This is a genomic window from Nocardiopsis camelliae, from assembly GCF_028993595.1.
GTDB lineage: Bacteria > Actinomycetota > Actinomycetes > Streptosporangiales > Streptosporangiaceae > Nocardiopsis > Nocardiopsis dassonvillei.
The window spans coordinates 18,354-33,371 of sequence record NZ_CP118614.1 but is presented as its reverse complement, the minus strand read 5'-3'; the positions used below and the strand labels follow the sequence as shown (position 1 = coordinate 33,371).

General features: G+C 72.0%; 11 protein-coding genes. 3 read left to right on the top strand and 8 right to left on the bottom strand.

All coding sequences use genetic code 11. The annotated features are described in order from the left end of the window. Positions 1-96: 96 nt before the first annotated feature. On the bottom strand, positions 97-1,467 hold the full coding sequence (locus PV789_RS00125; protein ID WP_274975608.1) for an MFS transporter: 1,371 nt from the start codon (positions 1,465-1,467) through the stop codon (positions 97-99). Positions 1,468-1,993: 526 nt separating this feature from the next. Between PV789_RS00125 and PV789_RS00120 the strand changes: the two genes are divergently transcribed. Genes PV789_RS00120 through PV789_RS00110 form a run of 3 tightly spaced genes read left to right on the top strand, consistent with a single transcriptional unit; the run spans position 1,994 to position 6,287 of the window. Beyond that, the gene (locus tag PV789_RS00120) at positions 1,994-2,314 is read left to right on the top strand and encodes a trypco2 family protein (protein WP_274975607.1); all 321 of its coding nucleotides are present in this window, start codon (positions 1,994-1,996) and stop codon (positions 2,312-2,314) included. Then, a complete protein-coding gene (locus PV789_RS00115; RefSeq protein ID WP_274975606.1) occupies positions 2,314-4,869 on the top strand; it encodes a trypsin-like peptidase domain-containing protein in 2,556 nt (851 codons plus the stop codon). Before PV789_RS00120 ends, PV789_RS00115 begins: the two co-directional genes overlap by 1 nt. Next, on the top strand, positions 4,866-6,287 hold the full coding sequence (locus PV789_RS00110; protein ID WP_274975605.1) for an extracellular solute-binding protein: 1,422 nt from the start codon (positions 4,866-4,868) through the stop codon (positions 6,285-6,287). Before PV789_RS00115 ends, PV789_RS00110 begins: the two co-directional genes overlap by 4 nt. 235 nt (positions 6,288-6,522) lie before the next feature. Here the strand turns inward: PV789_RS00110 and PV789_RS00105 are convergent, their stop codons facing one another. From PV789_RS00105 to PV789_RS00075, 7 genes are read right to left on the bottom strand one after another with little or no spacing between them, the layout of a single operon-like run. After that, entirely contained in the window at positions 6,523-7,947 is a 1,425-nt protein-coding gene (locus tag PV789_RS00105) for a xylulokinase (RefSeq protein ID WP_274975604.1), read from the bottom strand. Further along, entirely contained in the window at positions 7,944-8,660 is a 717-nt protein-coding gene (locus PV789_RS00100) for a GntR family transcriptional regulator (protein ID WP_274975603.1), read from the bottom strand. Before PV789_RS00100 ends, PV789_RS00105 begins: the two co-directional genes overlap by 4 nt. Further along, positions 8,660-9,868: a CaiB/BaiF CoA transferase family protein gene (locus tag PV789_RS00095; RefSeq protein WP_274975602.1), complete on the bottom strand. Its 1,209-nt coding sequence runs from the start codon at positions 9,866-9,868 to the stop codon at positions 8,660-8,662. The genes PV789_RS00100 and PV789_RS00095 overlap by 1 nt, the downstream gene beginning before the upstream one ends. Before the next feature lie 16 nt (positions 9,869-9,884). Continuing rightward, positions 9,885-11,573: a thiamine pyrophosphate-binding protein gene (locus PV789_RS00090; RefSeq protein WP_274975601.1), complete on the bottom strand. Its 1,689-nt coding sequence runs from the start codon at positions 11,571-11,573 to the stop codon at positions 9,885-9,887. A gap of 17 nt (positions 11,574-11,590) precedes the next feature. Continuing rightward, a complete protein-coding gene (locus tag PV789_RS00085) occupies positions 11,591-12,586 on the bottom strand; it encodes a MaoC/PaaZ C-terminal domain-containing protein (RefSeq protein ID WP_274975600.1) in 996 nt (331 codons plus the stop codon). After that, positions 12,583-13,941, bottom strand: coding sequence for an MFS transporter (locus tag PV789_RS00080; protein WP_274975599.1), 1,359 nt, complete (start codon positions 13,939-13,941; stop codon positions 12,583-12,585). Before PV789_RS00080 ends, PV789_RS00085 begins: the two co-directional genes overlap by 4 nt. 43 nt (positions 13,942-13,984) lie before the next feature. Continuing rightward, on the bottom strand, positions 13,985-14,935 hold the full coding sequence (locus PV789_RS00075; RefSeq protein WP_274975598.1) for a MaoC/PaaZ C-terminal domain-containing protein: 951 nt from the start codon (positions 14,933-14,935) through the stop codon (positions 13,985-13,987). Positions 14,936-15,018: the final 83 nt, after the last annotated feature.

Below are 15,018 nucleotides of genomic sequence, written 5' to 3'. Positions count from 1 at the left end.
GCGCGCCCCGGGGCGGGGGCGGCGGGTCGACAAGGCGACGCGGCGACAAGGCGACAGGGGACGGGGCGGCGGACCGGCCCGCCGCCCCGTCGCCGCCTACGTGCCGATCGTGGTCGGCTTGGTGCCGTCCGCGTACAGGTCCACGCCCTTGGGCTCCTTCACCAGGGTGACCCCCAGGAAGGAGACCGCGCAGGCCACGACGATGTAGACGCCGATCGACCACGAGGCGCCGGTCTCGGTGAGCAGCAGCTCGGCGATCGTGGGCGCGAAGGCGCCGCCGAGGATCGCGCCGAGGGCGTAGCCGATGGACACGCCGGAGTAGCGGACCTCGGCCGGGAACATCTCCGCGTACAGCGCCGACTGGGGGCCGTAGCTCAGGCCCAGGGTGAGCGTGAAGACGAAGACGCCCGCGAAGTACAGGTAGATGTTGCCGGTGTCGACCATGAACCACATCGGCACGGACCAGGCGGCCAGCAGCACGTAGCCGAGCTGGAAGGTCCGCACCCGGCCGAGCTTGTCGCTCAGGATGCCGCCGTAGAGCGTGGAGATGAGCCAGCCGAACGAGGCGAGGGTGGTCGCCAGGAGTACGGGGCCGCGGTCCATGCCGAGGCCGAAGTCCTCGACCGGCCGGGAGGCGTAGGTCGCCAGGTAGGCGATGACGAGGTACCCGGCGGCGTTGTTGGCGATGAAGATCAGCGCGGAGAGGACGACCTCACGGGTGTGGTTGCGGAACAGGCGGCCCAGCGGGGCGGAGGCCTCGGCCCTGCGCGCCTGCATGAGCTTGAAGACCGGGGACTCCTCCACGGACTTGCGGATGAGGTGGCCGACGATGATCAGCAGGAAGGACAGGAGGAAGGGGATGCGCCAGCCCCACTCCAGGAACGCCTCCGGGCCGATGGACGCGGTGATCACCCAGACGACGAAGGTCGCCAGGATCATGCCGCAGGGAACGCCGATCTGCGGGTAGGCGCCGAAGAAGCCGCGCTTGCCGACCGGCGCGTGCTCCACCGACATCAGCGCCGCGCCGCCCCACTCGCCGCCCGCGGAGAAGCCCTGGAGGATGCGCAGGACGATCAGCAGGACGGGTGCGGCCACGCCGATCTGGGCGTAGGTGGGCAGCACGCCGATCAGGCAGGTGGCGAGTCCCATCATGACCAGGGTCGCCACGAGCACGCGCTTGCGGCCGAACCTGTCTCCGAGGGCGCCCGCGACGATCGCGCCGAGCGGCCGGAAGAGGAAGGAGATGCCGATGGTCGCGAAGGACAGGATCTGGGCCAGGCCCGGGCTGTCCTCGGTCAGCGGCGACAGGAACAGGGGCGCGAGCACGAGGCCGGCGGCCTGCGCGTAGATGAAGAAGTCGTACCACTCGATGGTGGTGCCGACCATGGTCCCGGCGAGGACGCGCCGCCGCTCCCTGGTCTCCATCGCGCCGCCCGGCCCTGGGGCCGTCGAGTCGGAAGTTGCCATTGGTGCTCCGTATGTTCTCTGCCGACCGGAGGTCGGATTCCGCTCGTGGGCTCCTGGTATCGGCAGTCACGGTGACAACCACCCGCCCCTCCAGTCGCACAAGCGTCAGGAAGGACATGTCCGACACCGGACCGAGCCCCAGGACACCATGACATGTGACCCAAGGCACTTTCTACACCGGGGGCTGCTTTTCCCAGCTCGAAAGCCATGTCCTGACCGAACGGTCGGTTAGATGGATGGCACTGTCGGTGGCTCGCGGCCCGTGACCAGCCACGACCCCGCGCCGGTCGGACGACATGTCGGCGGATCGACGAGTCGACACGGCGCCGAGTCGGCCTCCCGGCAGAAGGGCGCCGTGAGCAGGGAGAAGCGGGGCACCCCGTCCGAGAGCGGTTGTGTACAGCGGAAAACACCCGGTTGGCGACGGACCGGCGTGGAAAACTGACTATCACAACCAACATGTGACCTGGACCACGGCCCTGTTCCCGCCGTCCCCACGACGAAACGCCCCCCAGGGAGTCATCAGGTGCCCACCATCGGACTGTCCCAGGCCATCGACGAACTGCGCCGGGAGCTCGCCGCCGCGCGCCGGAGGGGGGAGGGCCACGAGATCGGCATCGAGATCGTCGAGGCCGAGGTCGAACTCCTCCTGGAGGCGCACCGGGAGGGGGCCGGGAAGGCCGGTGTGCGCTTCGGCGTGCTCTCCCTCAACGCCGAGGGCAAGGCCGGCCGCAGGGACACGCACCGGATCACGCTGAAGCTCGCCCTGACCGACGCGGACGGAAGAAAGCTCGCGATCGCCTCCGAGAGCGGAGCGGCCTGGGAGGACCGCAGGGACCTGGACTGATGGACCCGAGGTGTGTCGCGGACGTCCGCGTCGTCAGGAGCGGGGGCGCCTCCAGGGGAGGGACCGGCTACCTCGTCGGGCCCTCCCTCGTCCTCACCGCGGCCCACGTGGTCGACGGCCACGAGCGTGTCGACGTGCGCGTGGGAGCCGACCCGCCCAGCGGTTTCCTGCGGTGCTCCGTCGTCTGGTCGGACCGGAGGACGGACGTCGCCCTGCTGCGGCTGGAGGAGCCTCAGCGCCACCCCTCCGTGCGCTGGGGGAAGCTCTCGGCGGACGAACCGCGGCCGTACCGCTCGCTCGGCTACCCCGACCTCGCGGCCAACGACGGGGGCCGCGACCTGAAGGACCTGCGGGGGACCCTCAGCCCGTGGGACGGCATGGTCAGGAAGGACCTCCGGCTCGACGTCCAGCGGGAGTACGGCAACGACGTGTCGTGGAAGGGGGCCTCCGGCACCGCCGTGTTCGTCGGGGAGCGGCTGGTGGGCGTCATCGTCGACCACGACCGGCGCAACGGGGACCTGATCGCCCGCCGGTCCACGAGGTTCGCCCGAGACAGGGACTTCCGGCGCCTGGTCAGGGAGGACGCGGGGACGGAGCCGCGGCTCGTCCCGGTGGACCTCCTGCGCGCGGCGCGCAACACCGCCAGGCGCTTCGTCCGCGCCCGGCTCTCCTCCCTGCGCAGGCTTCCGCACACGCTCGCGGGGGCCTTCCGGGAACGGCGCGGGCACGGCACGCGGACGGGGACGGCGGCCGTCCCCGTCCGCGGGAGCCGTGCCGCGGCGAGGACCGGGGAGCGCCGAGGCGCCGGGCGGCCGGTGCGGCCCCTGGCCGTCGCCGCCGTCGCGCTGCTCACCCTCGTCCCGAACGGCGTGTACTGGCTGCGGGCCAGCGGACACCTGGGGCCGGGCCTGCCGTGCGCCCCGCCCACCGAGCTCACCGTGCTCACCACCCCGGACCAGCACGCCGTCGTCCAGAGGGCCGCCGACGACTTCTCCGCCCACCTCGGCGGCCGGGACGAGAGGAGCGGCTGCGTGCCCGTGCGCGTCAGCGTCACCGTCGCGGGCGGAGCCGCGCGCACGCGCGAGCTGCTGCGCGAGGGGTGGACCGACCTGCGGGCGGGGCCCCGCCCGCAGGTGTGGCTGCCGGACTCCAGCGCGGAGGTCGTCCTGCTGCGCGGGGACCCGGGCGACGCGCCCGGCCTGGAGGCGGGGGAGGGGAGCGCCACCAGGCTCACCCCCCTGGTGCTGGGGCTGCCCGAGTCCGCGGGCGACATCCCCGCGTGTTCGGGGACCGACCCGAGCGGAGCGCGTTCGGACCTCGTCGTCTGCACGGCCGCGGCGGCGGAGGCCGGGCTCCTCCTGGCCCGCCCCTCGCCGGAGGCCTCGGTCTCGGCGCTGATCCAGACCGAGGCCCTTTACTCCGCGTACGGGGACGGGGGCGCCGAGGAGATCCAGATCGCGGAGGCCCGCGCGACCTCGGCCGGGCTCGACGCCGAGGGCAACCTCGGCCTGCTGTGCGCGCTGCGCGGCGGGAGCGCCGACCCCGCCTCCGTCGGGGTGTTCAGCACCGAGTACGCGGTCGACGCCTACAACACGGGCGGGCAGCTCGGTCCCGGGTGCGGGCCGACGGGCGGGGAACCGGACGAGCCCCTGGTCCCGGTCTACTTCTCCGAGACGCCCGGCCTGGACCACCCGTTCGTACGGCTGGACTGGGGCGGCGACGGGGTCGAACGGGAGGTGGAGGCGTTCGGGGAGTGGATGCGGCAGCCCCGGGGGACGACGGCCTTCCAGGGCTACCGGACGGTGGAGGGCGCCGTGATCGGCGGGGAGGCGGAGCGGTCCCTGATGGAGGTCACGCACCTGAACTCGGCTCCGCGGGACGAGCGGTGGCGGGAGCGGCTGGAGTCCGGGCTGCGGCAGCAGGAGCGCTCCCGCGCCCCGGTCGAGGTCCTGCTCGTGGTCGACCGCTCCGACTCCATGAGCGGCCCCGGCACGGGCGGCACCCGGCTGGCGACCGCGCAGCGGCTGGCGCGGACCGCCGTCGGCCTCCTGGGGGAGCAGGACACCGTGGGGGTCTGGACCTTCCCCGAGGGCGGGCCGGGCAACGACGTCACCGGCCAGAAGCGCGTCCTGCCCCCGGAACCGGGCATGGACGCGCGCCGGGAGGAGCTGGCGCGCGAGGCGGTCGACGCGCTGAGCGCCGAGTTCCCGGCCACCCCGCTGGCCGACGCGATCCGCGACGGCGCCGAGGAGCTGGGTTCCTGCGCCGACCGGCCGGGGGAGCCCGGCGCCTGCGCCCTGGTCGTCCTCACCGACGGCGTCGCCCTCCCCGAACCGCGCGGCGGCGCGCGGGCGGACGACGTGGCGGCCGTGCTGGAGGACCTCGACGAACGCGTGCGGGTGCACGTGGTGTCCGTGGGCAACGAGGGGTGCGGCGGGGACGGGCTGCTCAGCCGGCTGGCGGGGGCGGGGGCCGAGTGCCACCACCCGCGCGCCGACGAACTCGAACAGGTCGTCTACGGCATCGTGGCCGGGACCAGGGCGGCGACCCCGTGAGGGCCCGCCCGGGGCCGCCGGGGCCGGTCGTGTGCGCGCTCCTGTCGCTCGTGCTGCTGGGCTCCGCCGCCTGCGACGCACGGGGCGAGCGGGACGAACGGGTCCTGCGCGTCGCCCTCCCGGTGGACGTCACCGCCACGGGGGACGCGGGCGAGGGCGGAGTGTACACGCGGCTCATCGAGCGCTGGGAGGCGCGGAACGAGGGGTGGGAGGTCGACGTCCAGTGGCTCTCGCCCCGGGCGGACGAGCAGCGCTCGCAGATGGTCGTGGCGATGCAGGCCGACCCGGCGGCCTACGACGTCCTCCTCCTCGACAACCAGTGGGTGCCGGAGTTCCACGAACGCGGCTGGCTGGCGGAGGTGGACACCGGGGGAGACGGCCCGCTGGCGTGGAACGGCTTCCTGGGCCGCACCCGGGACGCGGTGTGCTACGAGGGCCGGGCGCGGGCGGTGCCGTTCCACATGGACGTGGGACTGCTCTACTACCGCGCCGACCTGGTCGGCCCCGAGGAGGTCACCGCCCGGATCGAGGAGGACGGCTGGCGCGGGCTGCTGGGCCTCGCGGGCGAGGTGCGCGACGATCACGGCCTGGACCACGGGTACACGGGCCAGTTCGGCGACTACGAGGGCCTGACCGTCAACGCCCTGGAGTTCGTCCTGGGCGGGCACCCCGGCCTGGAGGCGGACAGCCGGGGTGCCTTCCACGGCGCGGACGGGGCGGACGGCGGCGGGGCGGAGGAGGGCTGTGCCACGTCCGCCGGTGCGAGCGGGGAGTTCCAGGGCCTGGAGGTGCTGGAGGCGGGGCTGGACCCCGAGGCCGGGGGCGTCATCCCGCGCGCGGCCCTGGAGGAGACCGAGACCGAGAGCCTGAACCGGTTCCGCGGCGGCGAGGTGGTGTTCATGCGCCACTGGCCGCGGATCGTGCCCCAGCTCCAGGCCGACTCCGAGAGCGCCGAGACGCTCCGGGAGGGGCTGCGCTGGGTCGGCTGGGCGGGGGAGGCCGAGGGCGGCGACCCCGCCTTCGGGGTGCTCCGGCTGCCCGCGGCCGTGCTCGGCGGCAACAGCCTGGCGGTCACCGGGGACTCGCCGCACCGGGGCGAGGCCTGGAGCCTGGTCGCGGCCATGACCGGGCAGGACGTCCAGGCGGAGTTCCGTGAGGCCGGTCTGCTCCCCGCCCGCGGCAGCGGCTACCGGCTGAGCGGAGCCGAGGACAGGGACGTGCGGTACTGGGAGGAGCTGCGCGACGCCGTCGGCGAGGGCCTGCTGCGGCCGCGCACCCCCTACTACCCGTACGTGAGCGAGGTGCTGCGGGACCACGTGGACACGCAGATCCGCCCGGGTTCGACCGACCCGCACCCCGAGGACATGGTGTGCGAGCTCAACGCCGCGCTCGCCGGGAGGGTCAGCACGTGCGGCTGAGGGTCCCGAGTCGACAGGTCGACCCGGGCCGCCGTGCTGGTTCGGAGGTCGGGACACGTGCGTGGAGAACGCCGACAGGGCGGCGGAGCCGAGCGGTGCCCGTTCCGTCGGCGTGTCCACACGTCGACATGGAGACGTGGAGACATGGAGACGTGGGAACAGGTCGGCTCGTCGGTGCAACGCCGGTCGCCCGCGTCCGGCACCGGACGCGGGCGGCCAGCGTGCCGACCGGCGGCTACCCGGCCGCGAGCACGGCCTCCCGCGCGGCGGTCCAGCGGTCGAACACCTCGTCGTAGCGCGAACCGCGCCTCCCGTCGGGTTCCACCGCACGGAACGTGAGGCCGAGCCGGTCGCGCGCCTCGTCGAGGTCGTGCGCCTCACCGGTGCCCACCAGAGCGAGGGCGGCCGCCCCGAGCAGGGTCACGTCGGGATCGGAGGCGACGTGCACACACCGGCCGAGGGCGTCCGCGCGGAGCCGGGCCACGTGCTCCGAACGAGCCGACCCGCCCGCGAACACCAGCGGCAGTCCGCGGTCCGGGTCCAGGAGGTCGACCCCTTCCCGCACGGTGAAGGCGGCGCCCTCCTGGGCGGCGCGCAGGATCTCCGCCGGCCCGTGTTCCACACCCTGTCCGAGGATCGCGCCCCGCGTCTCGGACCGCCAGCGGGGAAACCTCTCACCGGACAGGCCGGGCAAGACCAGCAGGCCGCGGCTGCCCACCGGCACGGCGCCGAGTTCCTCGTCGTCCACCGCTCCCGCCAGAGACCGCCATCGGGCGACCGCGCCGCCGGTCATCCCGGTCGCGCCGCCCGCGGTCCACATCCCGGGGACCACGGCCGGGTTCACCACGGCGCCGGGCCCGGCGAGGACGGGATCGTCGACCAGGCGGGCGAGCACGTCGGTCGTGCCCGCCACGTCCGCGATCCCCGAGGGCGTGGCACCGAGCAGCACACCGATACCGACCGAGCCGTCAGGGCCGCCCGAGACCACCGGGGTCCCCTCCGGCAGGCCCGTGTACCGTGCTCCGGCGCCGTGGAGGCCACCGACCACGGCCGTCGGCTCCACCTGCGGCGGGAACCAGTCCGCAGGAACCCCGAGGGACCGCAGCGCGTCGGTCTGCCAGGACCGGGTGCGCACGTCGGAGACCAGCGTGTAGGCGGCGTCCACCGTGTCCGAGGACAGACGGCCCGTGAGCCGGGCCACGAGGTAGTCCTTGGGGCTCAGCAGCGCGTGGACGCGCTCCCTGAGGCCGGGCTCGTCCAGCACCAGGGCCAGGGCGGCGGCCCCGCCCGAGAGGGCGGGGCGCCCGGCCCCGGCGAGCAGCGCGGCCCGCCGCTCGTCCGGAGTCCGCCGGAGCAGGTCCAGACCGCGGGTGTCGGACCATCCGCCCCCCGGCAGCACCGGATCGAGATCCGCGTCCACGGCGACGCTACCGATGTGCGCGGAGACGCACAGCGCGCGGGGAGGGGAGTCCACGGCCAGCTCGCGCAGGGACGCGGACACCTCCGCGAAGAGCCCGGCGGCGTCGAAGAGGTCACCGACGCCCGCCGTGCGCGGAACCCGTGCCGAGCGCAGCAGCCTGCCGGAGAGGCCGAACAGCCCGGACCGCACGGCGGAGGTGCCGACGTCGACGGCGACGACGGCCTGCTCTGACGCGCTCATTCGGCGTCGATCCTGAGCAGGAGCGGGAACTCCGGAAGGGTCCAGCTGTTGGTGTACTCCACGGCGCGCTCGGTGTCCGAGTAGGTGACGCGCAGGGAGTGCAGCACCGCTCCGCCGACCGTCGCCGAGAGCAACTCCGCCTCCGTCGGTCCCAGGAGGGCCGCCGTCAGCGTCTGGTCCGCCCAGCGCAGCCTCAGACCGTGTCTCTCCGTCAGCGTCCGGTAGAGGGAGCCCTCCACCAACGGCTCCCGGGACAGTCCCGGTGCCACGGCGTAGGGGAGCCACGCGTCCTGCACCGCCGCCGGCACCCCGCCGACCAGACGCAGGCGTCTGAGCCGGTTCACGGCGTCGCCGGTCTCCAGGCCCAGTCCCTCGGCGACCTCCCTCGGAGCCCTCTCCTCCGTGGCCGAGAGGGTCCTGCTGGTGACGGGCTCCTCCGCTCCGGCGAGCTCCTGGGCGAACGAGCGCAGCCGGTTCAGCCGCCGTCCGCGGCGCGGGTTCTCGCGCACGTACGTGCCGCTGCCGCGCTTGCGGGTGACCAGGTCCTCGGCGAAGAGGAGGTCGAGGGCCTGCCGCACGGTCATGCGGCTCACCTGGTACCGGCGGGCGAGCTCGGACTCGCTCTCGAGTTTCGAGCCAGCCTTCAGCGCGCCCGAGTGGATCTGGGAGGAGAGGTCCTCGTAGATCACCCGGTAGAGGATGCTTCGCGACATCAGATGACGCCCTCCGCACGGAGCTGTCGGATCTCTTCGGCACCCATCCCCAGGATGTCCCCGTACACGTGGTCGTTGTCCTCGCCCGCCTGTGGCGGTGCCTTGCGCACCGTGGGCGGCGTCTTCTCCATGTGGATGGGGTTGTTCGGCATGCGAATCGTTCCCAGGGACGGATGTTGGGCCTCGACGATCATGCCACGCGCCGCCAGTTGCGGTGAGGCCGCGGCTTCGCGGACGGTGGCGACGTTGGCGTAGGGCACCCCGGCGGAGTCGAGCCGGCGGGCGATCTCCTCCCGGGGGAGACCGCCCGCCCACTCCTGGATCGCGGCCTCCAGAGTGGCCTGTTCGGCCATCCTGCCCTCCACCGTGGCGTACCGGGGATCGGCGGAGAGGTCCTCACGTTCCATCACCGAGCAGAGCTTCGGGAACAGCGAGGCCGTACCGGCCTGGATGTAGACGGGACCGTCGGCCGCCTCGTACACGTTCACCGGGGCGGTGAGCAGGTCGCGCGACCCCGAACGTGGCATGTCCAGCCCGAGCATGAGTTCCGCGATCAGGCGGGTGCCCAGAGCGGAGAACATCGTGTCGTAGCTGGCGACGTCGACCAGTTGGCCCTCACCCGTGCGCTCCCGGTGGGTCAGCGCCGCCAGGGTCCCGATCGCCGCCTGGTACCCGGTGGTGTAGTCGGCGATGTAGGTTCCGCTCAGGGTCGGTTTGCCCCCGGGTTCGCCCGTCATGCTCATCAGGCCGGAGGAGGCCTGGGAGATGGCGTCGAACAGGGCCCTGCGCGAGTCCGGCCCGGTCTGTCCGAAGCCGGAGATCGAGACGAGGATGACGGACTCGTTGAGCTCCTTCATCCGCTCGTAGCCGAGCCCCATCTTCTCCAGGGTGCCGGGCCGGAAGTTCTCGACGACGACGTCGGCCCAGCGGACCAGGTCCTCCAGGATCGCCCTGGCGCGCGGGTGGCGGGTGTCCAGGGTCGCGGCCTGCTTGTTGCGGTGGTAGAGGAACATGTAGATGCTCTCGCCCTGCCAGTACGGGCCGTGGTGACGGGAGTCCTCGCCGCTGGGGCGCTCGACCTTCACCACCTCGGCGCCGAAGTCCCCGAGGATCTGGGCGCACAGCGGTCCCGCGATGAAGCGTGAGAGGTCGAGGACCTTCACACCGTCGAGCGGTCCGGGGGTGTTCCCGGCCTCCTGCTGCTCCATGTCAGCCTCCTCGTCCTCAGCCCTCGTACGGGGTGAACGCCCCGTAGGTCCAGGCGTTCGCCTCGCGGTCCAGTACGACGTCGACGACGAGCGGCGCGCCGGAGGAGAACCCCTCGCGGACCGCGTTCACCAGGGACTCCTGGTCTGTCACCCGGACCCCCTTCAGCCCCATGCCCCGGGCCACCTGGGCGAAGTCCACGTCCTGGAAGTCCACCCCGACCGTACGGCCGTCGAAGTGCAGCACCTGTTCCTGCCGGATGTTGCCGTAGCTGGAGTCGTTGAGCACCACGACGACCACCGGGCCGCCGACGCGGGCGAGGGTCTCCAGTTCGCCGAGGCTCATACCGAGGGACCCGTCACCGATCAGGGCGAGCACGGGCCGCTCCGGTGCGCCGGCGACCGAGGCGATCGCGCCGGGGAGGGCGAAGCCCATGTTCCCGAACCCGACCGGCTTGATGTAACGGTAGGGGAGCGGCATCTCCCACAGGAAGGACCACACCCCCGGGTTCCCGGCGTCCGGGATCAGCACGGCGTCCTCGGGCGTGACGTCTCTCAGCTGGCGCACGACGACGGCCGGGGACACGGTACCCGGGTTCTCCGGCTCGGTGGACGCGCTGAGCTCCCACCACTGCTGCTCGGCCTTCTGCAGCTCCGTGATCCAGCCGGTCCGGGAGTCGCGCGCCCGGTCGGCCTGCGCCTCGGTGGCCGCGGTGAGGTCGCGGGCGAAGGAGGCGAGGTCACCGACGACGCCGGTGGTCACCTCCGCGTAGTACCGGCCGATCATGGCCGGGTCGATGTCCACCTGCACGATCTCGGGGAGCCGACGGCGCCAGCGCGTGGTGGAGACGGCGTTGAGGCTGTTGCCCAGCGCCAGCACGAGGTCGGCCTCGCCGATCACCCGGGTGGTCAGGTTGGTGCCCATACGGCTCAGCGCGCCGAAGACGAGCGGGTGGGTGGTGGGGACCGCGCCCATACCGTTGAACGTGGTGATGACCGGGATGTTCAGCGCCTCGGCCAGGGCCAGGACGTCGTCCGAGGCCTTCCCGCGGTTCCCGCCGTTGCCGAGCCAGATGACCGGCTTCTCCGCCGCGAGCACGCGGGCGGCGACCGCCTCGATCTGGCCGGGCGACGCGACGGGGCGCTCGCCCACCCATGAGCGGGCCGGGTGCACGGCGGGCACCGCGGGCGGGTTCTCCACCGGCTGCTCGATGGTGTCGCGGGCGAAGTCCAGGTGTACCGGACCCGGGTTGCCGGTCATGGCGTTGATGTAGGCCTCCTCCATGGCCTGCTTGATCGACGTGGGGTGGGCGACCAGCCGTCCGTACTTGACGTAGTTGCGGAAGATGTCGATGTGGTCGGCGTTCTGCGCGTCGTCCTTGTGGATGTTCTCGCCGTTGTTGTTGCAGGTGATGATGATCGCGGGGCTGGAGTCGCGGAACGCCCCGCCGACCCCGGTGAGCAGGTTCGTGGCGCCGGGGCCCGTGGTGGAGATCGCCACGGCGGGGCGGCCGGTGAGCCGCCCGTAGGCGTCGGCCATGACCGCCGCCGCGTTCTCGTGGCGCGTGTGGACGAACTCGATGGAGTCCGTGTCGATGATCGCGTCGGTGATGGCGAGCGTCTGCCCGCCGACCACGCCGAAGACGTGGGTGACGCCGAGGGATTCGAGCATCTTGACGACGAGCGCGCCGCCGGTCATCTCCGTCATTGCCTTCTCTTCCGTTCTCATCCGGTGGACTTCTGGAGGGGGGCGCTCGCCCACCCCGCGGTGCTGAGCCTGCCGTCGGCACGGCGCACCCATATCTCGAACTCGACCTTGTCCCCGTCGACCGCAGTGACGACGCCGCTCGCCTCGATCGGCTCGTGCACGTCCACGGTGTTGAGGAACTTGACGCGCATCCAGCCGCCGGTGAGGAACACCGCCCCGGTGGCCCGGGTCAGCAGTTCGGCGAGTACGCCGAACTGCTGCTGCCCCTGCACGATCGGCACCCGCATCCCCGCCTCCCGGGCGAGCGCGAGGTCGTTGTGGATGTTGCGCACGTACTCCCCGACGCGGGAGAACACGGCGGCCTGCTCCGTGGTGATGGTCTTGGCCAGGGTCGGCAGGACCTGTCCCGGCCTCGGTGCCTGCGGATCGAACACGGGAGCGTCCTCGGGAACCCGGCCGGTGACGCGCCGGGAGTCCGCCCCGGGGGCCGAGGAGTTGCGGCCCGCGATGTCACCCGGCCTGGTGCGCAGGATCTCGACCCCGCGGTGGCGCAGCACGCTGCGCCCGTCCTGGCCGGTCGCGGTGGCCTCCATGACGACGTAGCCCTGCCCGCGGCGCTCGTAGGCTTCCGTGTAGGTCCCCCGGAGGGTGACGGTCTCGTCGAGGAAGGCCGGGGAGTCGAACCAGAGCTGTTCCTCGGTGTGCAGACCGACCACCCTGCTGGCCGCGTAGACCGTGGTGAACAGTTGGACGAGGTCGTTGCCCAGCAGGGCCGCGTGGCCGACGCGCCTGCCGTCGAAGGGGCTGGCCTCCAGGTGCCACGGGTGGTGGTCGTCCTGGGTGAAGGCGAACCGTTTGATCTTGTGGTCGTCGACCCGCACGGTCACCGGGCCCAGCTTCTCCGGGATCTCCAGGTTCTCGAAGAGCGGCTCCTTCAGGCCCGCTTCGGGGTCCTGTCCGGTGGCCGCCGCACGCGGGTCGGTGATGTCACGGAAGACGTCCGCGGAACTCATCGGGCCTCTTCTCGGATGTCGTTGATGTCCGACCGGTTGGTCTCGGGTGCGAGGTAGGCGCAGACCAGTCCGATGACGAGCGAGACCGCGGTCAGCGCCGCGATGGGCCAGGGGTCGCCGTCGGTGGCCGCGAACAGCGCGGTGGCCAGGAAGGGCCAGAAGCCGACCAGGATGGAGGGGATCTGGGCGGCCAGGGAGACCCCCGTGTAGCGGACCTTGGTGCCGAACAGTTCGGAGAAGAAGGCGGGCTCCACTCCGTACACCGCACCGACGCCGATGCCGTAGGCGAGTACGTAGACCACGTACATGAGGATGATGTTCTCGGCCTCGAGGGCCCAGAAGAAGGGGAAGGCGACAGCGGCACCGAACACGGAGCCGAACATGAACACCGTGCGCCGGCCGATCCTGTCGCTGTACTTACCGAAGAAGTAGTAGGTGTAGACGGCAACTCCGGCGGCGACCGACGAGGCGATCAGCACGTGGGTACGCGGCATGTCGGTGTAGTTCTCGACGTAGGTCAGACCGATGGTGAGCACGATGTAGCCGAAGACCGCCTCGCCGAAGCGCATGCCCATCGCGAGCAGCAGCGGCTTCTTGAAGCTCCGGAAGAGCTCGGCCAGCGGCATCTTCTCCTTGGCCTGCGCGGCCTGTTGCTCGGACTCCAGCTGGGCCTGCGCGGCCTGGAAGGAGGGCGTCTCGGTGAGCTTGAAGCGGATGAACAGGCCGACGACGATCAGTACGGCGCTGAGCAGGAAGGGAACCCGCCAGCCCCAGGAGAAGAGCTGTTCCTCGGGGAGCAGGGAGACGATGGCGAAGATGGCGGTGGAGAACACCAGGCCCACGGCGTTGCCGATCTGCGGGAAGCTCCCGTAGGCACCGCGTTTGTCGTCCGGGGCGTACTCGACGGCCACCAGCGAGGCCCCGCCCCACTCCCCGCCGACAGCGAAGCCCTGGGCGAGCCGCAGGAGCACCAGCAGCGCCGCCGCCCACATGCCGATCTGTTCGGCCGTCGGCAGCAGGCCGATGAGGAAGGTGGACGTCCCCATCAACATCAGGGTGGTGATGAGCGCGACCTTGCGGCCGACCTTGTCGCCGAAGTGCCCGAAGACGACGGCGCCGAGCGGGCGGGCGACGAATCCGACACCGAACACGGCGAACGCCGAGAGGGTGCCGATGATGGGGTCGTCCGGGTTGGGGAAGAAGAGGGTTCCGAAGACCAGGGCCGAGGCCGTGCCGAAGATGAAGTAGTCGTACCACTCGACGGCGGTGCCGACGAGGCTGGCGATGGCCGCTCTCCTGGCGAGCTTGGCCCGTTCCTCCGGTGTGTGCGGGGCTGATGTGTCGGTGTTGCTCATGGTGGGTTCCTCTGAACGTCCGGGGGGTGCCGGGATGCGCCGGTCAGATCAGTCGGGCGGGGCGGGCCGGGTCGTCGCCGATCTCGGCCGAGGCCCATCCGACGGCGGTCTTCGTGCCGTGGTCGTTCTCGACCCACACCTCGAGTTCGAGGCGACCGTCCCGCTCGCCGAGGACCGCGCCGGTGGTGGTGAGCACGTCACCGACGTAGGCGGGGGAGACGAAGCGCAGGTCCAGCTCCCCGCTGGTGAACCAGGTCGCTCCGAAGACGTCGACGAGGTTGGCGATGATGTGTCCCGTCTGCTGCTGGGCCTGGACGATGGTGCGGTCCAAGCCCGTCTCGGCGGCCTTGTCCAGGCTGGTGTGCACGTTGGCGTAGCCCTTGCCCGCCCACGAGAAGACCGACATCTGGTCCTGGGTGAAGGCGATGCTGCGCGCGGGGATGCCGACGCGCTCGGGGGCGCCGTGGACGGCGGTGGTGATCGCGGGAACGCCCGTGTCGACGACCGCCTTCACCGAGCGCTTGCGGGAGGACTCCGCCGAGCGCCCCTTGCCGACGATGTCGCCGGCGACGGTGCGCATGATCTCCTTGCCCACGTGCTCGACGAGCACCCGGCCGTCGGCGCCGCGCGCCGTGGCCTCGAGGGTGACGTAGCCCTGCCCCCGGGCCTCGTACTTCTCGGTGTATCCGCCGTCGACGGTCACCGTCTCGCCCACCGCGACCGGTGAGTGGAAGCGCAGCGTCTCGTGGGTGTGCAGGCCCTGGGCGGTGTTGCCGTCGTAGCCCTGGTAGAAGAGGAACAGCAGGTCGTTGGCGAGCACCAGGGGATGCCCGACCGGTCCGCCGAACGGGGAGTCGCGGAAGTACCAGTCACCGAAGTCGCGCTGGGCGTAGGCGTAGTCCAGGACCTTCTGCTGGTCGACGTCGAGGGTGACCGGGCCGAAGCGCTCGGGGATCTCGACCAGTTCGTAACGCGCTTCCTTCAGGGTTGCCATACAGGCCCTCCGTCGGAGTGAGGCAGTGGTGGATTAACAGAAGATGTCTAGACAACTAGGGTGATGTTAAGGCTGTCGAGAAG